Raw genomic sequence first — 22,090 nt, 5'->3', positions numbered from 1 at the left:
CTCCTTTTCCTTTTTGCTGTAGTATGCGCCTAAGCGGCTGTGAATATGTTGCCATCAAAAAAACTGCTGAGTTTGGCTCAGCAGTTTTTTGATGATTCCCCTTTATATAAAATGGCCTTCAGCAGTGCTTTTTGCACATGAAGACGGTTTTCCGCCTGCTGGAACACTGCAGAGTTCGGCCCGTCAATAATCTCCGCAGTCACTTCTTCCTCGCGATGCGCAGGGAGACAATGTAAAAATGTATAGTCAGGCTTGGCATGGCTGACCAGCGCCGCATTCACCTGATAAGGCGCAAAGACAGCAAGACGTTCTTGCTCTTCCGCTTCCTGCCCCATGCTTGTAAACACATCAGAATAAATCACGTCCGCGTCTTTTACAGCTTCAATCGGATCATCTGTCAGCGTGACAGAAGAGCCGGATTGAAGTGCATATGTCTTTGCCGCTTCAGCTGCTTCATCTAACACTTCATATCCCTTTGGTGAAGCGATCGAGATATCACAGCCCATTTTCGCGCAGCCGATCATCAAGGAGTGCGCCACGTTATTTCCGTCACCGATGTACGCGACTTTTACGCCTTTAAGCTTCCCTTTTATCTCCTTAATCGTCAAGAGATCCGCCAGCGCCTGGCATGGGTGGTATTTATCGGTAAGTCCATTGATCACCGGAATGTCAGCTTCTTTGGCAAGTTCCTCCACCTTTTCATGTTCAAAGGTCCGGATCATGATGGCATCCACATAGCCTGACAGCACTTTTGCCGTATCAGCGACAGTCTCACCGCGCCCCAGCTGCAGATCTTTCTGGCTTAGAAAGAGGGCGCTCCCGCCCAGCTGCGCCATGCCCGCTTCAAATGAAACACGGGTCCGCGTTGATGATTTTTCAAAAATCATCGCCAAGGTTTTGCCATGGAATATAGGCTGAATTTTGTTTTGTTTCAGCTCACCGGCTTCTGCGAGCAAGGCGTTTATATCTTCTTCACTAAGGTCCTTTAACGTTAATAAATCTTTTCCGTATAAACTGGTTTGCGTCACTGTGTGCATGATGCCACTTCCTTTTTATAGAGGTCTTTGAGAGATACAGGCTGCGGATGGCCTGAACCGCTTTGTAAAAACGCCCGCACAGTTTCTTCTTCTGTAAAGACGGGGATGCCGTGCGTCATGGCTTCCAAACGTTCTTTGCGTGCTTCTTCAGAACCGCTCAGATTAATGTGGAGCGAGTTTCCTTCCTGTTCCATCCATGAGGCAAATGTTCCTTCATGTATTGTAAAACCTGCGTTTTCTGCTAACTCCTTCACATCTTCCGGAACGTTTTGCAAATAAATGCTTCCTTTTTGACTCCAGACTCTTGTATAGATTTTTTTCAAGGCGCTGTTAGAATCATATGCGACACACATGCCTTCTCCCGTTGATTTCATTTCCGGTCCAAGCTTGACATCCACATCCTGGATCGCATGAGAAGAAAAAACAGGGAACTTCACGGCAACTCCATGATGATTTTGAACTGCCGGATTTAGATCTTTTAAGGACGCTCCCGCCAGCAGACGTGTGGCGAGCGGAATCATCGGAACGCCCATTACTTTGCTGACGACAGGAACCGTGCGGCTCGCTCTCGGATTCACTTCAAGAACGAGTATGTTTCCATTGTCGATCACAAATTGAATGTTCATGATGCCTTTAAATGAAAGTTTTCGGGCAATTTTTTGTGCCGCATCTTTCATGCCCTGCTGCAGCCCGCTCGTGATGGACGGTCCGGGAAGAATGGCAAAACTGTCCCCTGAATGGACACCTGCCCGTTCAATATGCTCGGTATATGTCGGGATAAAGACTTCCTCGCCGTCGGAAATCAAATCAATTTCGACTTCCTTTCCAGACACATACTGATCAATTAAAATCGGGTATGGCATGCTGTCCTCATCATTCAGCAGCTGAGAAAGCTGGGCTTGCGAGTCAACAATGATCATGCCCATTCCGCCGATAACGTAAGATGGGCGGATTAACACCGGATAGCCGATCTCACTCGCTTTTGAAGCGGCTTCTTCTTTTGTATAAGCAATTTCTCCTTTTGCGTGCTTCAATCCCAGCTCGTCAAGAAGCTGATAAAATTGATCCCGATCCTCTAACACGTCGAGCGTTTGAAATGATGTGCCAAGAAGAGTAATGCCGGCTTTTTCGAGCGCTTCAGCAGCATTGATTGCAGTTTGACCGCCAAATTGCACAATTGCAAAATCAATATTTTCCTGCTCCGCCACGTTTACAATATGCTCCGTTGTCATCGGTTCAAAATACAGGCGGTCCGCAATTTCATAATCGGTGCTGACAGTTTCCGGGTTATTGTTAATCATGATGGTTTCGAACCCAAGCTCTTGCAGTGTCAGCACACCGTGAACAGCACTGTAATCAAATTCAACGCCTTGGCCGATCCGAATCGGGCCTGATCCGATAATGAGCGCGCGTTTTTTCTCTTTGCGGCTGATGTCTCCATCGGTCTCTCCGAAATATGTGGAGTAAAAATAGTTTGTTTTCGCATCAAACTCTGCCGCGCATGTATCTACGATTTTAAAGGAAGGCGTAATGCCCATCTCCTTGCGAAGCGCGCGCACCTCTTCTTCTGTTTTGCTGATCAGCGAGGCAATCGTTGCGTCTGAGAATCCCTTTTCCTTTGCTTTCTTCAATAATTCAAAAGAGAGATCGCTCCCTGCTTCCATCAGGCGGTTTTCCAATTTGATGATGTTGTCAAAGGTATGAAGGAAAAACGGATCAATTTTTGTTTTTTCATGGATGTCATCAATCGAGACGCTGCGGCTCAACAGCTCCATGACAACGAAAAATCTGCGGTCATCCGGAGTGATTGCCAAATCCCATAGCGTATCAATTGACAACCCGCTGAGCTCTGGAAGGTGTGTCCCGATATTTTTTAATTCAAGCGACGCGGCTGCCTTTTGTATCGCCGCTTCTAAATTCCGTTCAATCGCCATCACTTCACCGGTGGCTTTCATTTTTGTGCCAAGCTTGCGGTCTGCGTTTTTGAATTTATCAAACGGCCAGCGCGGAAATTTGACGATCACATAATCCAGTGCCGGTTCAAAGCTTGCGTAAGTCGAGCCTGTGAGCGGATTTTTCAGCTCGTCAAGAGTGTATCCGACTGCCAGTTTCGCGGCCATCTTCGCAATCGGATAACCGGTCGCTTTAGATGCGAGAGCCGATGACCGGCTTACACGCGGATTCACTTCAATGACGTAATATTGCTTGCTGAATGGATCAAGCGCGAATTGAATGTTGCAGCCGCCTACAACATCAAGTGCTGAGATGATCGTCAGACTTGCTGTCCGCAGCATTTGATAGTCTTCGTCTGTCAATGTTTGTGACGGCGCCACAACGATAGAGTCACCTGTATGCACGCCGACCGGATCGATATTTTCCATATTGCAGACGGTAATGCATGTGTTATTGCTGTCACGCATGACTTCATATTCAATTTCTTTAAAGCCGGCAATGCTTTTTTCGACAAGGCATTGATTGATCGGGCTTGCTAATAGCGCCTGCTTAATCATAGCTGTAAAGGCTTCTTTATCAGGGGCGATTCCTCCGCCCTTTCCGCCTAATGTGTAAGCTGGTCTGATAATAACAGGAAAACCGATGGATTCCGCAAAATGGAGGGCATCGGCCTCGTTATCAACAATTTCACTCTCCGGCACAGGCTGTTTTAATTCATTCATTAACGAACGGAATTTTTCCCGGTCCTCTCCTTTTTGTATCGTTTCAACGGATGTGCCGAGGAGTTTGACGCCGTGCTCTTTTAAAACACCCGTTTCTTCAAGCTCCACCGCTAAATTCAACGCGGTCTGACCGCCTAAATTGGCAAGAAGCCCATCAGGCCGTTCTTTCTTAATGATGGCTGTCAGGCTTTCTGCTGTCAGAGGCTCAAAATAAATTTCATCAGCGAAGGCTTCATCAGTCATAATTGTCGCCGGATTGCTGTTGACGAGAATTACCCGGTAGCCCTCCTCCTTCAGCGCGATGCACCCTTGAGTGCCTGAATAATCAAATTCTGCCGCCTGCCCGATGATGATCGGGCCTGAGCCAATTACTAATATGCTTGAAATACTGGTGTCTTTAGGCATGCGCGATTTCTCTCCTTGCTGGTATCACATTCTTTAGATAATCATCAAAAATCCATTCGCTTTCCGCAGGTCCGGGATGGGCTTCCGGGTGGAATTGAACACTCATGACAGGCAGTTTTTTATGGGCAAGCCCTTCAACTGACGTATCATTGACATGATGAAACCTGATGGTGAGCTCTTCTTCATTAATCGACTGTTCATCAACCACATAGCTGTGGTTTTGGCTTGTCATAAAGACCCGTTTCGTCTTACGGTCGATGACCGGATGATTAGCTCCCCTGTGCCCGAATGGCAGCTTAAAAGTATTCCCTCCAAACGCGAGCGCGATCAGCTGATGTCCGAGACAAATGCCTAGAGTCGGAAAGCGGCTGATGATGCTTTTGATCTTTCCTAAATATGGCTGAATGGCTTTCGGATCTCCAGGTCCGTTCGATAGCACAATTCCATCGGGTTTGATGTTGTATACGGCCTCCATTTGCTGGTATGGCACCACGGTAACCTTGCAGCCTCGTTTGACAAGTGATGATGCGATTGACTTTTTATAGCCAAAATCAATGAGAGCGATATGTTTATTCCCGTCGCCGAATGTGCTGATTTCCTGGGCGGAAGCCTGCTCTGCCACATTCTCTGGTTGAAGGGCAATCTCAGCTCCTTCTTTAGAGGCTGTGACTGTCGCACCCATCGTCCCGTTTGCCCGGATTTTCTTCACGACAGCCCTCGTATCAACATGGGTTAACAGCGGAATATTCCATTTCTGTAGATACTCCTTGAGGCTGTATACCGCTTCATAATGAGAAAAGTGATCACACGCCTCATAGACAACCGCGGCTTTTACTTGCGGTTTCTTGCTTTCAAAATCCTTTTCATTTATGCCGTAGTTGCCAATCAGCGGGTAGGTAAATACAATAATCTGTCCCTTATATGATGGATCTGTCAGCACTTCCTGGTAGCCTGTCATTCCTGTGAAAAAAACAGCTTCTCCCGTGCAGTTTTCATGACCGTCCAGCTCGCCGCTGAACGATGTCCCATCTTCTAACACTAAATAACCTTCCATCTAACAGCCCACCTCTTGATGAATAATTAATTATAAAAATGAATTTTTATGCCTTTATATCGAAAAAAAATCACTGGTTTACAGCGGAATGATGAGCGATTGCCTGTTTCAGCTTGCTGACGGCTTCTGCTATTTCATCCTTAGTCACGGTGAGCGGCGGCAGCAGCCGAATCACGTTCGGGCCGGCCGGCAATACAAGCAAGCCTAATGTCTGCAATTCAGCAATAATGTCAGCAACCGGGCCATCACACTCAATTCCAAGCATTAATCCTTTACCTCGGATTTGTTTAACAAAAGGGCTCTTTAGCTCTGCCTCAAGCTGTTCTTTTAAAAACGCCCCTTTGTCAGCAGCCTCTTGCAAAAAGTCAGGCTGGAATACAATTTGCAATGTGGCATTCACAGCAGCCATCGCCAGCATGTTTCCTCCGAAAGTCGTTCCGTGAGAACCAGGGGTAAACGCTTCTCCAAGCTGTTTCTTTCCGATGACAGCGCCGACCGGAAAGCCGTTTCCCAATCCTTTGGCGACTGTGATGATATCCGGTGAGAGTCCGAAGTGCTCATATGCGAAGCCTTTTCCCGTCCGTCCGATGCCGGTCTGGATTTCATCAATAATGAGAAGGGCTTGCTTTTCCTTGCAAAACGACTGTACGGCTGATAAAAATTCAGCACTCGCCGGATTGACTCCTCCTTCTCCCTGCACTGTTTCAAGCATCACCGCGGCAATATCGCCTTCCTCCCCAAGAGCTTTAAAAGCAGAAGGATCATTGTATGGCAGGTAGTGAAAGCCTCCAAGCATCGGGCCGAAGCCTGTTTTGATTTTATCCTGTCCGGTCGCAGCCATCCCTGCATACGTGCGGCCATGGAACGACTGAAGAAAAGTGATGATTTTTGTTTTTCCAGTTGCTTTTCTGGCAAGCTTTATCGCACCTTCATTCGCCTCCGCGCCGCTGTTGCAGAAAAAGACAAGATCTCCCGCACTATGCGCTGCCAGCTTCTGCGCCGCTTGCTCTTGGAGACTGTTTTGAAACAGGTTGGATACGTGCCATACGCTGTCAAGCTGTTTTTTGACTGCCTCTGTCACCGCTTCATGGCAGTGTCCTAGATTTGATACCGCAATCCCCTGAATGAAATCAAGGTACGTTTTGCCGTTTTGATCCTCAACGTACGTTCCCTTTGCTTTTTTGATGTCAATATCCCAACGGCCGTAGGTTTGAAACAAGCTGCTCATGAAACAGCCTCCTTTGCTTTGACAATTTTTGTCCCTTGAAAGGTTTGTTCTGCGAAGAATGATCCTTTACCGTTTACGATCATGACTTCAGACACCTGATCTGATAAAGCTGACAAGGCTGAATTGACCTTCGGGATCATCCCTCCTGTGATCACTTCCTGCTTGATCAGCATCTGAATCTCCTTAGGGGTCAGGACGTCCAGACGCTGCTTTTCCTTCATGATTCCATCGACATCCGTGACGAACATCAGCTTATCGGCTTCAAGCGCTCCGGCGACTGCTGAAGCAGCCAGATCAGCATTTACATTCAGCGTTTTGCAGTCGCTTGTCATAGACAGCGGCGCAATAACGGGGATGATGCCATTTTCCATCAGCGCGTTCACCATGGACGCATCGACTTTTTTGATTTCTCCCACTTCTCCGTATGTTTCCGGATCTAGATAATCAGCCTCCAAAAGACCGCCATCCTTACCAGAAATGCCCGCGGCTCGCAGTCCGTGTTTGGCAAGCTCAGCAACGAAAAATTTATTGACAGAACCGGATAAAACCATTTCCGCCACTTCCAGCACCGGCTTCGTTGTTTTCCTCTGTCCGCCCGAAAACTCTGTCTTGATATTTAACCGTTTCAGCATATTTGTGATTTCCGGTCCCCCGCCATGTACGATTGCCAGCTTCCAGCCTGACGCCCTCAGCTCTTTCAGATTTTGATAAAATTCCTCCGACAGCTCACGGATGACGCTTCCCCCGCATTTAAAAACGATTGTTTTCTTCATTTCGCTCCCCTTTATTACGTGCGATAGCTCGCGTTAATTTTGATATAGTCATAGGTCAGGTCACAGCCCCACGCTCTCCCGTTTCCGTCCCCTTCAGCCATCTTGATGACAATGGTGATTTCATCTCCTTCAAGGTATTCCTTGGCGATAGATTCAGAGAATGGCTGAGGTTCGTTATTCTTAAACAGGCATTGGCCGCCAAGATAAACCTCTACTTCTTCTGCCGTCACCTGTGCTGCGGAGTGTCCGATGGCTCCGATGATCCGCCCCCAGTTGGCATCTGTTCCGTATACTGCCGTTTTTACAAGATTTGAGCCGACAATCTTTTTGGCAATGACGTTTGCATCAAGATTGTTTTTCGCTCCCTGTACTTGGGCTTCAATTAGTTTTGTCGCGCCTTCTCCGTCTCTGGCAATCTCTTTAGCTAGATCCTCACAAGTGAGCAAGAGCGCTTTTTTAAAGACCGGCCAGTCTGGATGGTCTTCTGTCAGGCACTCGTTTTCGGCGCAGCCATTCGCCATAACTAATACCATGTCGTTCGTGGATGTTTCTCCGTCAACTGTGATTTGGTTAAATGAAACGTCAGTGATTTCCCGAAGCGCCTTTTGCAGCGCTTTTTCTTCGATTGCCGCGTCAGTTGTCACAAATCCCAGCATCGTGGCCATGTTCGGGTGTATCATCCCAGAGCCTTTGGCCGCTCCGCCGATCGTGACTGTTTTGCCGCCGATTGCCAGTTCATAGCACGTCTGCTTGATCACCGTATCAGTTGTTAAAATCGCTTCCTCAAAATCGCCTGATCCCGCAGGTGTTTCTTTCAGCAGTTCGATCCCCGCGTGGATTTTTTCCATGTCTAAATGCTCGCCGATGACACCCGTTGATGAAACAGCGACAAGCTCCGGCTCAATGCCAAGCTGTGAAGCAAAGCTCTCCCGCATTGTGTATGCGTCCTTTAAGCCCTGTTCTCCCGTGCAGGCGTTGGCAATGGCGCTGTTGACGATGACGGCTTTCAGTGTCGGTCCGTGCTTTAAGCTGTCTTGTGTCACTTTGATCGGAGCAGCCTGAAAGTGGCTTTGGGTATAAACTGCTGCACTCACGGCCGGTGTCTCGCTGATAATGACGCCGAGGTCTTTTTTCGAGTAGCGCAGTCCGCAATGCACACCCTTTGCCTGAAACCCTTTTGGCGAGGATACATCACCTGTTACTTTTACAATTTGATCTTCACTTAACTGAATCATGGTTCGATTCTCTCCCGTTCTATGGATAAATTGGCGTGATGGTGAGTCCAGTTTCTTCATTCCAGCCATTCATCAAATTAAAGTTTTGCACTGCCTGACCGGCGGCACCCTTCATTAAATTATCGATTACCGAGACGATCGTGACTCTGTTCGTTCTCTCATCGAGGGTCACGGCGATATCACAGAAATTGCTGCCGTACACTTCTTTCGTTTGCGGGTACTGACCTTTTGGCCTCACTCTCACAAAATATGAATCTTGGTAAAATTCCGAATATAAATCATGCAGGTCATCTGCGGTTAGGTCACAGGTTAATCTGGTATACATCGTCGCCATGATGCCCCTTGTCATCGGAACCAAGTGAGCCGAAAATGTAATGGGCCCGAGACCTGGCTGCCATTCATTCAGCGCCTGCTCAATTTCCGGCGTGTGCTGATGTTCATTGACTTTATAAATTTTAAAATTGTCGTTCAGCTCAGAAAAATGAGTTCCCATGGATGCTTTTCTTCCCGCTCCGGAAACACCGGTCTTCGCGTCAACGATAACGAAAGATTCATCGAGCAGTTTCTTTTGAGCCAATGGCGCGAGGCCAAGCAAAACAGCTGTTGGAAAACAGCCTGGATTGGCAATGAGTTTCGCCTGTTGAATTTGCAGTTGATTCAGTTCTGCCAGACCGTATACCGCCTCTTGAATCACCGCCTTCGGTGCCGCTGTCCGTTTATACCATTTTTCATATTCAGCCGGTTCTTTTATCCTCAGATCACCTGACAGATCAATAACCGTAATTCCCGCGTCTGCCAGCTTTGGAGTCAATTCACTTGATACTCCGGGCGGCGCAGCGAGAAACATGATATCTATTTCGTGTTTGATCGTATTCATATCAATCGGCTTCAGCTGCTGATCCGCTAAGCCGGTAAGATGAGGATAACCCTCGCTATAGACATTCCCTTCTCCGCTGGATGAATAAAGTATGCATTCCTCTGCATGAGGATGATGCGAAAGAATCCTGACAAGTTCGGTGCCTCCATATCCTGTAGCACCTACAATTCCTATTTTCAAAACAAGTTCACCCTCTTGGTCTTTGTGAAATTATTTAACATTATAACATGAATAAAAATTAATTCAATCGTATATTTAATATTTTTATTCATTTATAAATTTTCTGTTCAATGGGAATTCCGCTCAAAAAAAATCAGCACGACTCCAGCACAAAAACGTTGATGCGGTGCCGCATTTCAGCCGCATAAAAAAACAGGCTGACCGCGTCAGCCTGTTTTCATCATCATCAATCCACTCAAAAAATATAGAATAGAGCTTGCATAAAAAATCATTTGCACTGTGAAAAAGTCAGCGAGAAAGCCCCCGAGCATAATGGCTGCTGCTGAAAAGACAGCTGTCCAAAAATGGTAATTCCCGATCTTCTTTCCACGCTCTCCACTGTCTGTAAAATTAGCGATCAGCACTTTTTCTCCATGCTTTTGCATCGCTCCAAAGAGCCCTAACAGCACTTGGACGATATACACTTGAACGACGCTTCCGATATGCGGGACATATAAAAGCAGAACAGCCATCCCCCACGAGTTCAGAAGCAGAAAATAACGGCTGTCAAACCTTTCAGACAGCCGTCCGAGGAGCGGGTAAATAAGCGCTCCGCTCAACCCGAACAATCCGTAGGAAAAACCGAACTGTGTGTAGCTTGAGCCGATATTTTTCACAAACAGAATATAAAACGGAAAGATTAAGCTGCTTGCGAAAAACACGCTGCTTTGTGATAATGTCAGCCATTTTAATTTGTTTTTCCCCATTATTTATACCTCTGATAAAAGTAATTCATAAAGCGCTCATCCGGGTCATAGGTTCGTTTTTTCTGAAAAAACGCTTCACTTTTCGGATATGCCTGTCTCATTTGCGCTTTTGTCTGGTAGGTCATATAAGGCAGATAATAGCTGCCGCCGTGCTTGATGGCAACGTCTGTCATGCGCCTGATGATTCGGGCGGTATCTGCCTGGTCTTCTTTTGAAAAGCCCTCGTTTATTAATAGTACGAGCGAAAACATATCGTCCTTCGCATAGGAAAGGTCGGCCTTTTCATTTTTCTGCACGTAGCGGATCGTAATGTTCAGCAGGTTCAGATCTTCGTCCGACAGCGTTTGTCTCAGGTCATCAATATAGGACCCATACTCCTTCACGGGCACAAAGTATTCTTGCAAAACATCTGTGTTGTCATTGTTTTCATACTCAAGAAACTTTGATTCGGACCGCATGACGTTATTGCGTGAAATCTCTGTGCCGTTCTGGCTCAGGAAATAGGATTGCTGTGTGTCCCACAGCCAATTCCTCCCCCATTCATACCGTCTTGACAAGCCGAGTGCAAACTTTGTGGCTCCCGTATACTCGTCTTCTTTAAGTTCGCTGTATGAGGACAGCTGATCCTGATGATTAGCCAATACGTAATTCGTGACATACATGTCTTTCAGAAATCCTTTTTTCGCTGTTGAAATTCGCGCCAGATGCATTCGGACATCTGGATTTCCTTTTACATGCTTTGAAAAATAGTCTGAGTATGTGCTGTAATTCATTTTTTCTGTCTTCATGACATACAGCTCATCATCTGTCAGCTCAAGCGTTACATCAAGAATCACGCCAAAAAGGCCGTACCCTCCGATGACCGCCGTAAACAAATCATCTTTTGGAGTGACAGTGATAATCATCCCGTCAGCTTTTAAAAGCCGGAATGATTTGACTGTATCAATTAGCGAGCCGTAGCGAATATCACGTCCGTGTGCATTTGCGCTGAGAGATCCGCCGATTGTAAAAATGTTTTGTGACTGCATGACTTTTACCGCGAGTCCGTATGGATTCACGTATTTCTGGATATCATTCCACGTTGCACCGCTTTGCACCCTGATGGTTTTCTTCTCTTGATCGAGTGACAGGATTTTGTTGTAGCCCGTCATGTCGAGAACGATGCCGTCCTCATAATATGTATGGCCGCCCATGGAGTGCTGGGCCCCGGCGATTGAAATTTTTATGTTTTTTCGATTTGCCTCTTTGACTGTGTCAATGAGCATTTCCTCTTCCTGCCCTTTCACTGTCTGCTTTATTTTTACAGGCATCAGGCGGCTGACATCCGTCATCTCGCTTGTGGCTGTTTTTTGCTCTGAGTTCACAGAGTACGCAAACAGGGCCGCATACGCGCCAGTACAAAGCGCGAATGCAAGCAATTTCTTTTTCATAGTGCTCTCCCTGCTGTTTTTATGACCATTATACCATGACTGCGTCCTCATTTTTCCAAATTATCTTCTTGCCCGTTTTTCGGCACGGCGGTCGGCGACGATAAAGCAGGCGTGAATCGCGCCCGGCAGCCAAAAGATACAGGTCAATATGAGATTCAGCAAGGCCTGAAACGGTTTTCCCGAAAACAAAACAGCAAGCGGCGGGCATAAAACTGCCAGCAGGTACATCATTTCCTTTCACTCCTTTCAGCTGTAAAAAAGGACAGCCTCACATGTCAGGCTGTCCTTTTTTGTTTTATTGAATGCCAAGCGCAATTTTTGCGTATCTGGACATTTTATCCCTAGTCCAAGGCGGATTCCATACAATGTGAACCTCTGTGTCTTTCACTTCAGGAAGGTCCGCTAATGCTTTTTTCACCTCATCCACGATAATCGGCGCTAAAGGGCATCCCATTGATGTTAGCGTCATGGTGATGTGCGTCAAGCCATCTTCATCCATATCAACGTCATATACCAAGCCGAGGTTCACGATATCAACGCCAAGCTCAGGATCGACAACCTGTTCCAGGGCGCCCATGATGTTTTCTTTTAATGCTTCTTCCACGTTCCCTCACTCCTTTTTTCTACAGTATAACGTAAATTCAGCTCTTGTTAATAACTTAGTGCTTTATAAGTACGTTTCAAACCATTCAATCGTTTTTAACACAGCTGCCCGCGGGACTTTATGGTCAGCGTTTTCATCTCCGATAAATTGCAGGCGTTCCGGCTGCTCGCTGTAATGGGATTTAATCGTGTCATAAAATTTCCGGGTCGGCGCGTAAGGCACAACTTTATCTTTTGCGCCGTGCCAAAATAAAAGCGGGCGCTGTTGCAGTTTCTCCGGCTGAAGGCTGAGATCCCGCAACTCGAGACGTTTCATCAGCTGCTGTACCTTCTCTTCCGGCACATCGATTTCAATGCCCTGAGATTGAATATGGTCAATCTGCTGCTGAAACAGCTCCACGTAATTCGGGCTTCCCATCAGGCTGACGCCGGCTTTTATCCAATCATATGCAGTCAAAGCGCCAAGCGTTGTGATGCCGCCCATTGACGTGCCTGCGAGACCGATGCGGCCGCCGTCTATCAGGCCCTCTTTTTCAAAATGGTTTTTAAGTACGCCGATCTCTTCAATCTCGTTGAGGACGATATCCCAAAAATGCCCCGCCAGCTCTTCAACAGCCATTTCTTCTCCCCGTTCCCCATGGTGCAAAGCCTCCGGCAGAACGGCTCTAAAACCCTTCTCCGCAAGCAGATAAGCAATATGAAGGTTGTGTTCCTTCGCGCTTGTAAAACCATGTATAAAGATCACGAGAGGAACAGCGCGGTGCCTGTTCTCTTCCTTTACAATATGTAAAAACGGAATACCGGAAACGGTTTGATTCTCAATTTGTATCACAATGTGCCCCTCCTTAGGATAACCATAATCATAAGTGTAACATGTAGACAATAAAGATGGTAAAAAGCTACACTGTAAGTAAGGCAAAACAAGCAAAATCTAAGGTTAAAGGAGCTTTTCATGGAGACAAAACCCTATTTAATCGCATTAGATTTAGATGGAACATTATTAAAGGATGATAAAACCATATCTGAAAACACCCTTCATACGATACAGCGCCTAAAAGATGACGGGCATTATGTCTGCATCTCAACAGGCCGTCCGTATCGTTCAAGTTCCATGTACTACCAGCAGATGGAGCTGACAACGCCAATTGTCAATTTTAACGGAGCATTTGTCCATCATCCGCAAGACGACAGCTGGGGACGGTATCATACGTCACTGCCGCTTGATGTTGTCAAACAGCTCGTGGATATCAGCGAGAGCTACAACGTACATAACGTGCTTGCTGAAGTGATTGACGACGTATACTTTCATTACCATGATGAGCACCTGATAGATGCCTTTAACATGAACACAACAAATGTAACGGTCGGAGACTTGCGGGAAAATCTCGGTGAAGATGTGACGTCCGTACTCATACATGCAAAGGAAGAGGATGTGCCGGCAATACGCTCATATTTATCGGATGTGCATGCCGAGGTGATCGACCATAGAAGATGGGCCGCTCCTTGGCATGTCATTGAAATTATCAAAAGCGGCATGAATAAAGCGGTCGGCCTGCAGAAAATCAGCGATTATTACGGCGTGCCGAGGGAGCGGATCATTGCTTTTGGAGATGAGGATAACGATTTGGAAATGCTTGAATTTGCAGGCTGCGGCGTTGCAATGGGAAATGGAATTGACGCGGTCAAGCAGATTGCCAACCGAACTACGGCCACAAATGAAGAGGACGGCGTGGCAAGGTTTTTGAAAGAATATTTCTCACTTTAAAGAAGGTCCGTATTAATTTTTCCCACTCATAAACCTTACTTTACCCCACCATACTATTGAAGACGACTCATCTCGTCAAAGTATGGAAGGGGGCAGTCTCAAAATGGGTAAACGAAGCAAATCCAGAAGGTTTATTCAGCAGGGTAAAGACTCCATCGGGCTACACGCCGCAAGATTTCCATATCGGTCTACTTTAGAAGAAGCTCACCAGCATGCCGCGGCACGAGACTCGGCTGAAAGGCAGTATGAATATTAAATGAGAAATGAACTGTTTCAGCAGGCAAAATCATTTGTTCAACAGGCGGTCATGGTGACAAACGGCTTTGAGGAAGGCGATCAGGAGCAAGCGATTCTGAGAGCCAAAAATGCTGTATCTTCTGCGTATGCCAATTCGACAGATGCGGAACGTCAACAGTTGCATCAATTTCAAAATCAGCTGGACAAACTGCAATAAAAAAAGGCTATGGCGACTCGCCATAGCCTCTTATTTGACTTCAAACTGCTGAACAGCCTGAACCTGCTTGAGATTTTCCGCCCTGCCCTTAAATGTCACCTTTACCTCATAGGTTCCGGGCTCAGGGACTTCCTTCCACACATCAGAGAAATCATATGTTTCTCCAGATTCAAGCGTCAGGTTTTGAAAAGCCTGCGTAAACATTTTTTCTTTCGAATAACGGTATCTTTCTTTGTGCTCAGAATCATACACGACAAGTTCAAATTTTTGCCCTGTGCTGAATTGAAACTCAATAGCACGTTCGCTTTGGTTCTTCAGCGACATGTTAAACTTGATTTGTTCAGGCTCCTGAATTGCGTCAATAGATAAAACAACCTCTTGATTCTCCATTCCGCCTGATACCTCCTTATCGGGTTCTGTCTGCTCATCTTTCCCGCAGCCTATCAAAAGCAGCACGGGGAGGAGCATCACAAGCAGCCGTTTCACGACTTCCACCTGCTTTCGTCAGTCTTTTCTAAAGAAACCAAAAATCCCTGTCGTTTGAACGATGTTCGTAAATGCTTTTGGATCAACTTCTTTGACGATCTTTTCTAAATCGTACAGTTCATACCTCGTGATGACGATAATCATCATTTCTTTCTGTTCGTTCGTAAATGCTCCTTTTGCCGGAACAGTTGTGATGCCGCGCACCATTTTTCCGTAAATGGCTTCCTTGATTTCGTCCGCTTTTTTCGTCACAATCATTGCCGTAAGCTTCATGTGGCGAGTGTGAATGGCGTCGATCACCCTCGTTGTCACATATAGTGTAACCAGGGTATATAATGCTTTCTCCCAACCTTGCAATAATCCTGCCGTCAAGATGATAATCCCGTTCAGAATGAAGAAATACGTGCCGACGGGTTTATCCTTCCACTTTGCAAGTACCATGGCGACGATATCAAGCCCGCCTGTCGAAGCTCCGTATTTTAATGTTAAGCCGATACCGACTGCGGAAATGACGCCGCCGAACACCGCGTTCAGCAAAATGTCATGTGACAGGCTTGTTTCCGGCAGGATCCCCATAAACAGAGTAGTGAGTGCGACACTTAAAATGCTGTACACTGTAAACGATTTGCCGACCTTCAGCCATCCTAAAATACCGACCGGAATGTTTAAGAGGAACAAGAGCGTTCCCGTCGATATGTAAAAGGGGGCATATTGATCAACGACGCTTGATAAAAGCTGGGCAACACCTGTAAATCCGCTGGCATATACATCTGCAGGTATCAAAAATAAGTTCAGCCCGGCAGCATTGAGTAAAGCGCCGATGATGACGATGAGTAATTTTTTTGTTTGATCTAGTACCATGGCATGTTCCTCCGCTCTTTCTTCTTTATTATGTTTTCCCTTAAAACAAATATTTGAACACGATTTTGGCAAATTAATATGATATAGTTGGCTTAACTCTCATGATAACGAGCGATAACGGAAAGAAGGGAAGCAATATGACAGTTCATCTCATCGCTGACAGCGCCACTGATTTGCCTCGTTCTTATTTTGAAGAAAAAGGCATTGGCTTTATTCCGCTCAGGGTTTCTCTCGGCGATAAAGAATTCGAAGATGCAGTCACAATTCATGCGGATCAAATATTTGAAGCGATGCAAAATGGAGAAACGCCTAAGACGTCCCAAGCCTCACCGCAAACGATTAAAAATGTGTTTTTGCAATATGCCGAAACAGGTGATCCCGCTCTTTACATTGCCTTTTCCTCAGGTCTCTCCGGCACGTATCAGACAGCTGTAATGATCGCCAATGAAGTGAAGGAGGAATTCCCCGATTTCGATTTGCGGGTCATTGATTCCAAATGCGCTTCATTAGGATACGGTCTGGCTGTCCGGCATGCTGCCGATCTCTGTATCAACGGGAATACAATACAAGAAATTGAAACGTCTGTAAAGAACTTTTGCAGCCAGCTTGAACACATTTTTACCGTTGATGATTTAACATATCTCGCGAGGGGCGGCCGGATATCCAAAACGTCCGCTTTTGTCGGCGGCCTGTTGAATATTAAACCGCTGCTTCAGATGGAGGACGGCAAGCTTGTGCCTCTGGAAAAAATTCGCGGACAGAAGAAACTTTTCAAACGGATCATCGAGCTTATGAAAGAGCGCGGGGATGATTGGAGCAATCAAACCGTCGGGATTAGCTACGCCGCGAACAAAGAAAAAGCCACGGATATGAAACACCTGATTGAGGAAGCGTTCAAGCCGAAAGAAATCATTATGCATCCAATCAGTTCAGCCATCGGCTCGCATGCCGGTCCAGGTACATTGGCGATATTCTTTTTAAGAAAATGAGCAAACAAAAACAGTCAGACTCTGTGTCCTGACTGTTTTTGTTTGCTCATAGAATGCCGACAGCCTCATACGCCTTTTCGACTGAAGCTGATTGCTTCGAGCCTTCACCGTATAAATCATTGGCAGCTTCAATCGCCGCTTGCTTCATCATGCTGAAATCTGTAGATGCCGTTACATAATATGTTAAAGCCCGATAGTAAATTTGTTCACTTGCTTCACGCCCAATCCCTTCAACCTGTACACCGTGGTGCACGCCTCCTTCTGCAAGAAGATAAGCTGCTTTATTGTGAATGGACGAATTGATATGGACTCCGCCATAATCCTCTGTTCCTGTGTAGCGGTTCGAGTAATGATCTGGATTTCCCTGCTTAGATGGGTCCTCCAATGACCGCAATGAATCTCCTGCAATACCAGGAGTATAGACATCTTCGCCGATCTCCCAATCATCACGGTCAGCCATCGCGCCCATAATGTCAGAAATGGACTCATTTAATGCACCGGGTTCTCCTTGATATAAAAGACCGGCGGAATACTGTGTGACTGCGTGTGTGATTTCATGCGCGACAATGTCGAGCGATCCAGACAGCGGCTTAAATTTCGAACCGTCTCCATCCCCGTATACCATCTGGACACCGTTCCACGCAGCATTGTTCCATTGTTTGCCGACATGCACGGTAGACGTAATCCTTGCTCCGTTTTGATCAAAAGAATCACGGCCAAATGTCTTGCTGTAATAATCGTAAACGGCTTGCGCATTTGCGTGTGCGTCTACAGCCGCAGGTTCATTAAATACGGACGTGCCGCTGACTATTTCTTTGCCCGTATACCCGATCAGTTGAGACAAAAGCGTAAACAAGGTTTCGTTCAGGTTCTTCGCGTCAAATGTATTGATCCCTTTTCCCCTTGTTTCGTCAGCCAAATAAAAGCGCCCATTTTGTTCTGTGACGTCAAAGCTTTTTTCATCACCTGACACGCCGATTCCTGTACCTGCCGCTTCATGAATGGCATTAAAGGACTCGATGACCTTTCCGTTTTTGGCATCGATGAAATAATGCCAATAGCCAGGCTCAGGTTCAGATGTCGAGAGTCTCACAAGGTAGGCGAGATCATATTCACCGTCGTGTGGATAGATATATAATTCGCCTTTTGGTTCCCCATCAAGATATTCGATTTTTCCAATGGAAGCCTCGAGCTCACGCCTTGCTGTATGTATTGCTTTTTTCTCAGAAATAGACGGTGTGACGGAGACGTCCTTGATTTGCGGATGCACCTTTCCAAAGAAACTTTTCACTTGTTTGTTTTCCTTCATCGCGACCGCTTGTTCAAAGCCGTAAATCGGAATTCCTTTGTAAACCTCCGTTAATTTAAAAAACGTTTGTTTTGTCTTTGGATCCTTTATGGTTTTCGAAACGCGAAAATGGCTGTTCGCATTCCCTTTGAGCTTAAACTGCGTTTGATGCTTGTCAAGATAGGAAAATAGCGATTCTTTCTGGGTTGTGTTTTGTACCGGCTTCTGCGGTGACTTTTCGATGATGTATGAAGGGGTTTGATACGTATGGTCGTATTCGATGCTTTCTTCAGCTGAGGCATGTGTTACAAAAACCATTTGGGCCGCTGTGCATAAGCCGGCCAGTAATAGAGATGTCTTGGTCAAGTTGCGCAAAACACCACATCCTTCCTATTTTGGAATCTACCATTTTTCTTCATCCTATCAAAAATACAAAAACTTGTATGTGGTGCTTCGTTCTTATTTTCCCAAAAAAGAAGGGCAGAGATATTTCGCTCTGCCCTTCTTTTTCTACTCTACTAATTTTTTATTGACATAAATAATAACCCCTGCTCCATATGCCAGTATAAGCGGAGGTATGAGCTGCTCCTGACCTTGAAATGAGATAAAACTATTCAGCAAAATGAACAAACCGGAATTCAAGAAAAAGTAGCCTGCTATTCTGGCCAGCCGATCTTTATCCCGTATACGCGCCTCGTTAAACCCAGCCAACATCCAGGTTTGTTTTTTGATTCCGACAAAATAGGCAACCACAAAGAATAAAAGCGCGATGACAATTAATAGATAATTGATGCTGATTTCCATCTTACAGCCTCCTACAAGATTACTTGATGTTAAGAAAAAGAAAAAAAGCGGCGCAGCTTACTGCAATCAGCAGCAGGACGACAAGCGCATTGAGGAACGGGCTCAAAAGGAGCACCACTGCTAAAAACAGCAGATAAACCGCACCGACTCGCGAAATCTTGACAATCTCCTTTTGAGAGCGCATTTTGTTTTTTCTGACACCTGCAAACATCACCAATTTTTTCCGCTTCCATACATATCCGGCGAGCACCATTAAATAAACAGCCAGCGGCAGATGTCTGAAGTCGGACGGCAGCAGCGGCAGGGCGATAATCGTGACAATGAGAAGGACCGAAATCCAGCTTTTGCCCAATAAAGACCTCCTCCTTTTCGTCTCTCCCCCATCACCCATCATCAATTCGGCAAGCTCCTTCGGATGAGAAAATTCAGATTCAACAGCTTCCTGCAGTTCCTCTTCACTAAGGCCGGCTTTGATTCTGTCTTGAACGAAAGCGGTGATATGCCCCTTTAATTCGTCGATAGCGTTTTCTCTCTCTACATCAGGCATATTCGCCAGCTCTGCATTTAGTTCCTCCATGTATCGGTCAATGATAAGCTGTCCATTCATAGCAAATCCCCCGATAAAGACAGTAAGGCTTGATGGGTTTCCAGGTATTTCTCCAGCCGTTCTTTTAACATTTCTTCTCCTTTTTGCGTCATTTTGTAATACTTTCTTTTCGGGCCGTCCAGTGAATCTTCCCAAAAAAATTCGATCCATCCCTTCTCGGTCATACGTTTCAAAATCGGATAAATCGCTCCCTCTGAAATAGCCAGCGCCGAGGTGGTTTTTAAGGATGACGTCAGCTCATAACCGTACATCGGTTTAGAACGCAGAAGGGATAGGATGGCCAGCTCGAAAATCCCTTTTCGAAATTGAACAATCCAGCGGTCATTAACTTGATTCGTTTTCATGGTTTAAATATATCGAAAAAAACACTATATATCAATCACATATAGCAGTGTAAAATGTCCTGTTTTTCCTTTTAACAAAAATGGAATTTCTCATACTTTTTAACCTTTTTATTACATAAATGTTTTTATATTATGAAAAGTGTAAAAACGATTCTTCAGGTTAAAAGGAGCAGTCGAATGCAGAAATCGATATCATTTTTTGTCATTTTTTCAATCCTTTGGGGTTCGCTATTTCTGTTTTCTATTATTGGCAGCTTAGGGACAACCCCGATTCCGCTGACAAAGGACTCCAAATTTCTCATGTCCAGCATCCTCCCTCAGGGCTGGGGCTTTTTTAGCAAAAATCCGCGTGATACTGCAATCGGCTTATATGAGGCTGAAAATGCCAGCGCCAAGGTCAGATGGCCCAATATGAGGGCTGACAACCTATTCGGCCTGTATCGGTATGGGCGGTCACAAGGCGTTGAAATGGGCGTGATCTACAGCCAAGTCGGCAAGGAACAGTGGACAGCATGTAAAGAAAAGGACCTCGGCGCATGCAAAAGCAAAGCCAAAACCGTGCAATTAAAAACACCCGCTCCCCGCCCGCTGCTTTGTGGCAGCTACTATTTGACGAAAGAGGATATTGTTCCTTGGAGCTATTCTAAATATACCCCTTCGTCTTATCAGGTAAAAAGCATAGTCAAGGTTGTGATCTCATGCTCGAAAACATAAAACAGACCATCACCAGATGGGACGAAAGAAACCCGTGGACAAATGTATATGGCCTCGCGCGAAGCATCATTGCGCTATCCAGCCTGCTGACGCTGCTCATCAATCACCCGAGCCTCATTATGAAGCCAGCCAGCGGGATCAGCAGCTATCCAGCTTGTAAAATGAATCTCAGTCTCTTTTGTCTCGGCGAAAATAACTATATGATGTTAAATCTTTTCAGATGGGTCTGCATTGCCATTCTGGTGCTTGTTGTCATTGGCTGGCGCCCCAGAATCACCGGGGTTCTGCATTGGTATGTCAGTTACAGCCTGCAGTCATCGCTGATCGTCATCGACGGAGGCGAGCAGGCAGCAGCAGTCATGACCTTTTTATTGCTTCCCATCACGCTGACCGATCCGAGAAAATGGCATTGGAGTACGAGACCTATAGAGGGCAAAAGAACACTTGGAAAAATAACAGCTTTTATTTCTTATTTTGTGATCAGAATCCAAGTGGCGGTGCTTTATTTTCACTCTACCGTCGCTAAGCTATCTCAGCAGGAATGGGTGGACGGAACGGCCGTCTATTATTTCGCCCAGGAAAAAACCATTGGCTTCAACGGCTTTTTTCAGGCGTTAACGAAGCCAATTGTAACAAGTCCGTTCGTGGTGATTCCGACATGGGGGACGCTGCTGGTTCAAATTGTCATCTTCGCGGCACTGTTTGCGCCGAAGAAGCATTGGAGATTGATTTTGATCATCGCTGTTTTTATGCATGAGATTTTTGCAGTCATGCTGGGCCTCATCAGTTTTTCGATTATCATGGCCGGCATTTTGATATTGTATCTCACTCCTATCGATTCCACGATTCAATTTACATATATTCGCAGACTGTTGTGGAATAAAAAACACAAGAAGGGAGAGGTTTCAGTTTGAAGAAGGCGTTTCTAGTATTTTTGTCGGTTGTATTGGTGACGACTGTGTTTTTGGTGAAGCAGCAAGAAAGTGTGGCACAGGCAAAGCAGCTTGAGTATTCAGGTGAGGAAATTTTTAAAGGCTTTGTGTTTGCCCAAGGGGAAGTTGGCAAACAGCTTCCAGAGGTCTTTAATAAAGCGATGACAGACAAACTCAACACAAAACAGGCAAAGGCTTTTGCCAATCAGGTTGTCGCTGATATTAAAAAAGAGGATGCTGACTTTTTTGATAACCTGAAGAAAGCTGTTTACAGCAAAGATGCATTGAAAGTGGATGAACTGCTGAAAAAAGCAGGTCAAATCGTTGAAGAAAAAGTAGAAGCTGCAAAGGAAATCGCCGCTTCTAAGGATGATACATCCAGAGTTCAGGCCGAGCTTGTCAACACTGTTGATACCGCTAACTATTTCTATTATGTTTCTTATGTTGCTGCAGCAGGTGCCCTGATTCTGATCATTCTCGCCATTGATATTACGCCGATTGCGATTTCAGACAATGTGGATCGCGAAATGGCAATCAGAACGCTGGTTGATGAATTAAACTAGACATAAAAAAACGGCTCGCTCCGCAGTCTGCTGCAGGCGA

Annotated in this window: 23 protein-coding genes; 6 read left to right on the top strand and 17 right to left on the bottom strand. The window is 45.8% G+C overall.

What is annotated here, in order from left to right; translation table 11 throughout:
• Positions 1 to 77: 77 nt before the first annotated feature.
• The 11 genes from argF to yitV form a co-directional block, all read right to left on the bottom strand.
• Positions 78 to 1,037: an ornithine carbamoyltransferase gene (gene argF / locus BSU_11250; RefSeq protein NP_389007.1), complete on the bottom strand. Its 960-nt coding sequence runs from the start codon at positions 1,035 to 1,037 to the stop codon at positions 78 to 80.
• Positions 1,025 to 4,117: an arginine-specific carbamoyl-phosphate synthetase (large subunit) gene (carB, locus tag BSU_11240; protein ID NP_389006.3), complete on the bottom strand. Its 3,093-nt coding sequence runs from the start codon at positions 4,115 to 4,117 to the stop codon at positions 1,025 to 1,027. The genes argF and carB overlap by 13 nt, the downstream gene beginning before the upstream one ends.
• Positions 4,110 to 5,171 carry an arginine-specific carbamoyl-phosphate synthetase (small subunit) gene (carA, locus tag BSU_11230; RefSeq protein NP_389005.2) on the bottom strand — a complete coding sequence of 354 codons (1,062 nt, stop codon included), beginning with the start codon at positions 5,169 to 5,171 and terminating at the stop codon, positions 4,110 to 4,112. Before carA ends, carB begins: the two co-directional genes overlap by 8 nt.
• Positions 5,172 to 5,241: 70 nt before the next feature.
• Entirely contained in the window at positions 5,242 to 6,399 is a 1,158-nt protein-coding gene (gene argD, locus BSU_11220; RefSeq protein NP_389004.2) for an N-acetylornithine aminotransferase, read from the bottom strand.
• Positions 6,396 to 7,172 (bottom strand): N-acetylglutamate 5-phosphotransferase (acetylglutamate kinase), encoded by a 777-nt coding sequence (gene argB / locus BSU_11210; protein ID NP_389003.1) that lies wholly within the window; start codon positions 7,170 to 7,172, stop codon positions 6,396 to 6,398. Before argB ends, argD begins: the two co-directional genes overlap by 4 nt.
• A gap of 14 nt (positions 7,173 to 7,186) precedes the next feature.
• Positions 7,187 to 8,407, bottom strand: a complete 1,221-nt coding sequence (gene argJ / locus BSU_11200) for an ornithine acetyltransferase; amino-acid acetyltransferase (protein ID NP_389002.2) — start codon at positions 8,405 to 8,407, stop codon at positions 7,187 to 7,189.
• Between the two features lie 19 nt (positions 8,408 to 8,426).
• Positions 8,427 to 9,464 carry an N-acetylglutamate gamma-semialdehyde dehydrogenase gene (argC, locus tag BSU_11190; protein ID NP_389001.2) on the bottom strand — a complete coding sequence of 346 codons (1,038 nt, stop codon included), beginning with the start codon at positions 9,462 to 9,464 and terminating at the stop codon, positions 8,427 to 8,429.
• Between the two features lie 206 nt (positions 9,465 to 9,670).
• Entirely contained in the window at positions 9,671 to 10,165 is a 495-nt protein-coding gene (yitZ, locus tag BSU_11180) for a putative transport protein (RefSeq protein NP_389000.1), read from the bottom strand.
• 44 nt (positions 10,166 to 10,209) lie between these two features.
• The gene (gene yitY, locus BSU_11170) at positions 10,210 to 11,640 is read right to left on the bottom strand and encodes a putative FMN/FAD-binding oxidoreductase (RefSeq protein ID NP_388999.3); all 1,431 of its coding nucleotides are present in this window, start codon (positions 11,638 to 11,640) and stop codon (positions 10,210 to 10,212) included.
• Positions 11,641 to 11,935: 295 nt separating this feature from the next.
• The gene (gene yitW / locus BSU_11160; protein NP_388997.1) at positions 11,936 to 12,244 is read right to left on the bottom strand and encodes a putative protein involved in Fe-S cluster assembly, PaaD-like; all 309 of its coding nucleotides are present in this window, start codon (positions 12,242 to 12,244) and stop codon (positions 11,936 to 11,938) included.
• A gap of 63 nt (positions 12,245 to 12,307) precedes the next feature.
• Positions 12,308 to 13,075 carry a putative carboxylesterase gene (gene yitV, locus BSU_11150; protein NP_388996.1) on the bottom strand — a complete coding sequence of 256 codons (768 nt, stop codon included), beginning with the start codon at positions 13,073 to 13,075 and terminating at the stop codon, positions 12,308 to 12,310.
• 120 nt (positions 13,076 to 13,195) lie between these two features.
• On the opposite strand from yitV, the gene ribZC reads away from it, so the two are divergent.
• Both ribZC and yizC read left to right on the top strand, forming a co-directional pair.
• Positions 13,196 to 14,008 carry a 5-amino-6-ribitylamino-2,4(1H, 3H)-pyrimidinedione 5'-phosphate phosphatase (promiscuous) gene (gene ribZC, locus BSU_11140; RefSeq protein NP_388995.1) on the top strand — a complete coding sequence of 271 codons (813 nt, stop codon included), beginning with the start codon at positions 13,196 to 13,198 and terminating at the stop codon, positions 14,006 to 14,008.
• Between the two features lie 256 nt (positions 14,009 to 14,264).
• Positions 14,265 to 14,462: a conserved hypothetical protein; genus orphan gene (gene yizC / locus BSU_11139; protein ID YP_003097702.1), complete on the top strand. Its 198-nt coding sequence runs from the start codon at positions 14,265 to 14,267 to the stop codon at positions 14,460 to 14,462.
• A gap of 30 nt (positions 14,463 to 14,492) precedes the next feature.
• On the opposite strand, the gene ipi is transcribed toward yizC, so the two are convergent.
• Together ipi and yitT are read right to left on the bottom strand one after the other, a co-directional pair.
• The gene (gene ipi, locus BSU_11130) at positions 14,493 to 14,852 is read right to left on the bottom strand and encodes an intracellular proteinase inhibitor BsuPI (protein NP_388994.1); all 360 of its coding nucleotides are present in this window, start codon (positions 14,850 to 14,852) and stop codon (positions 14,493 to 14,495) included.
• A gap of 114 nt (positions 14,853 to 14,966) precedes the next feature.
• Positions 14,967 to 15,809, bottom strand: coding sequence for a putative integral membrane protein (gene yitT, locus BSU_11120; protein NP_388993.1), 843 nt, complete (start codon positions 15,807 to 15,809; stop codon positions 14,967 to 14,969).
• A gap of 137 nt (positions 15,810 to 15,946) precedes the next feature.
• On the opposite strand from yitT, the gene fakBB reads away from it, so the two are divergent.
• Positions 15,947 to 16,798 (top strand): fatty acid kinase fatty acid binding subunit B, encoded by an 852-nt coding sequence (gene fakBB, locus BSU_11110; protein NP_388992.1) that lies wholly within the window; start codon positions 15,947 to 15,949, stop codon positions 16,796 to 16,798.
• Positions 16,799 to 16,844: 46 nt separating this feature from the next.
• On the opposite strand, the gene nprB is transcribed toward fakBB, so the two are convergent.
• The 4 genes from nprB to yizB all read right to left on the bottom strand — a co-directional run bounded on the left by nprB (position 16,845) and on the right by yizB (position 19,841).
• Positions 16,845 to 18,461 carry an extracellular neutral protease B gene (gene nprB / locus BSU_11100; RefSeq protein ID NP_388991.1) on the bottom strand — a complete coding sequence of 539 codons (1,617 nt, stop codon included), beginning with the start codon at positions 18,459 to 18,461 and terminating at the stop codon, positions 16,845 to 16,847.
• Positions 18,462 to 18,596: 135 nt separating this feature from the next.
• Positions 18,597 to 18,890 (bottom strand): hypothetical protein, encoded by a 294-nt coding sequence (gene yitR / locus BSU_11090; RefSeq protein NP_388990.1) that lies wholly within the window; start codon positions 18,888 to 18,890, stop codon positions 18,597 to 18,599.
• A gap of 19 nt (positions 18,891 to 18,909) precedes the next feature.
• Complete coding sequence (gene yitQ, locus BSU_11080) at positions 18,910 to 19,497, bottom strand: hypothetical protein (protein ID NP_388989.2); 588 nt, start codon at positions 19,495 to 19,497, stop codon at positions 18,910 to 18,912.
• Complete coding sequence (gene yizB, locus BSU_11079; protein YP_003097701.1) at positions 19,494 to 19,841, bottom strand: putative transcriptional regulator; 348 nt, start codon at positions 19,839 to 19,841, stop codon at positions 19,494 to 19,496. Before yizB ends, yitQ begins: the two co-directional genes overlap by 4 nt.
• A 177-nt stretch (positions 19,842 to 20,018) precedes the next feature.
• Between yizB and yitP the strand changes: the two genes are divergently transcribed.
• From yitP to yitM, 3 genes are read left to right on the top strand one after another with little or no spacing between them, the layout of a single operon-like run.
• Entirely contained in the window at positions 20,019 to 20,555 is a 537-nt protein-coding gene (gene yitP, locus BSU_11070; RefSeq protein NP_388988.1) for a hypothetical protein, read from the top strand.
• Positions 20,540 to 21,469: a putative integral inner membrane protein with HTTM domain gene (gene yitO / locus BSU_11055; RefSeq protein NP_388987.2), complete on the top strand. Its 930-nt coding sequence runs from the start codon at positions 20,540 to 20,542 to the stop codon at positions 21,467 to 21,469. The genes yitP and yitO overlap by 16 nt, the downstream gene beginning before the upstream one ends.
• Positions 21,466 to 22,050 carry a hypothetical protein gene (yitM, locus tag BSU_11040; RefSeq protein ID NP_388985.1) on the top strand — a complete coding sequence of 195 codons (585 nt, stop codon included), beginning with the start codon at positions 21,466 to 21,468 and terminating at the stop codon, positions 22,048 to 22,050. The genes yitO and yitM overlap by 4 nt, the downstream gene beginning before the upstream one ends.
• Positions 22,051 to 22,090: the final 40 nt, after the last annotated feature.

Origin of the sequence: Bacillus subtilis subsp. subtilis str. 168, assembly GCF_000009045.1 — a bacterium.
Lineage (GTDB): Bacteria > Bacillota > Bacilli > Bacillales > Bacillaceae > Bacillus > Bacillus subtilis.
This window is presented reverse-complemented; position numbering and strand designations above follow the sequence as displayed.

Bases quoted from the DNA above. Each gene is read 5' to 3' on its own strand.
- argF (NP_389007.1), bottom strand. From the start codon at position 1,037: ATGCACACAGTGACGCAAACCAGTTTATACGGAAAAGATTTATTAACG.
- carB (NP_389006.3), bottom strand. From the start codon at position 4,117: ATGCCTAAAGACACCAGTATTTCAAGCATATTAGTAATTGGCTCAGGC.
- carA (NP_389005.2), bottom strand. From the start codon at position 5,171: ATGGAAGGTTATTTAGTGTTAGAAGATGGGACATCGTTCAGCGGCGAG.
- argD (NP_389004.2), bottom strand. From the start codon at position 6,399: ATGAGCAGCTTGTTTCAAACCTACGGCCGTTGGGATATTGACATCAAA.
- argB (NP_389003.1), bottom strand. From the start codon at position 7,172: ATGAAGAAAACAATCGTTTTTAAATGCGGGGGAAGCGTCATCCGTGAG.
- argJ (NP_389002.2), bottom strand. From the start codon at position 8,407: ATGATTCAGTTAAGTGAAGATCAAATTGTAAAAGTAACAGGTGATGTA.
- yitY (NP_388999.3), bottom strand. From the start codon at position 11,640: ATGAAAAAGAAATTGCTTGCATTCGCGCTTTGTACTGGCGCGTATGCG.
- ribZC (NP_388995.1), top strand. From the start codon at position 13,196: ATGGAGACAAAACCCTATTTAATCGCATTAGATTTAGATGGAACATTA.
- yizC (YP_003097702.1), top strand. From the start codon at position 14,265: ATGAGAAATGAACTGTTTCAGCAGGCAAAATCATTTGTTCAACAGGCG.
- ipi (NP_388994.1), bottom strand. From the start codon at position 14,852: ATGGAGAATCAAGAGGTTGTTTTATCTATTGACGCAATTCAGGAGCCT.
- yitT (NP_388993.1), bottom strand. From the start codon at position 15,809: ATGGTACTAGATCAAACAAAAAAATTACTCATCGTCATCATCGGCGCT.
- fakBB (NP_388992.1), top strand. From the start codon at position 15,947: ATGACAGTTCATCTCATCGCTGACAGCGCCACTGATTTGCCTCGTTCT.
- yitR (NP_388990.1), bottom strand. From the start codon at position 18,890: ATGGAAATCAGCATCAATTATCTATTAATTGTCATCGCGCTTTTATTC.
- yitQ (NP_388989.2), bottom strand. From the start codon at position 19,497: ATGAATGGACAGCTTATCATTGACCGATACATGGAGGAACTAAATGCA.
- yizB (YP_003097701.1), bottom strand. From the start codon at position 19,841: ATGAAAACGAATCAAGTTAATGACCGCTGGATTGTTCAATTTCGAAAA.
- yitP (NP_388988.1), top strand. From the start codon at position 20,019: ATGCAGAAATCGATATCATTTTTTGTCATTTTTTCAATCCTTTGGGGT.
- yitO (NP_388987.2), top strand. From the start codon at position 20,540: ATGCTCGAAAACATAAAACAGACCATCACCAGATGGGACGAAAGAAAC.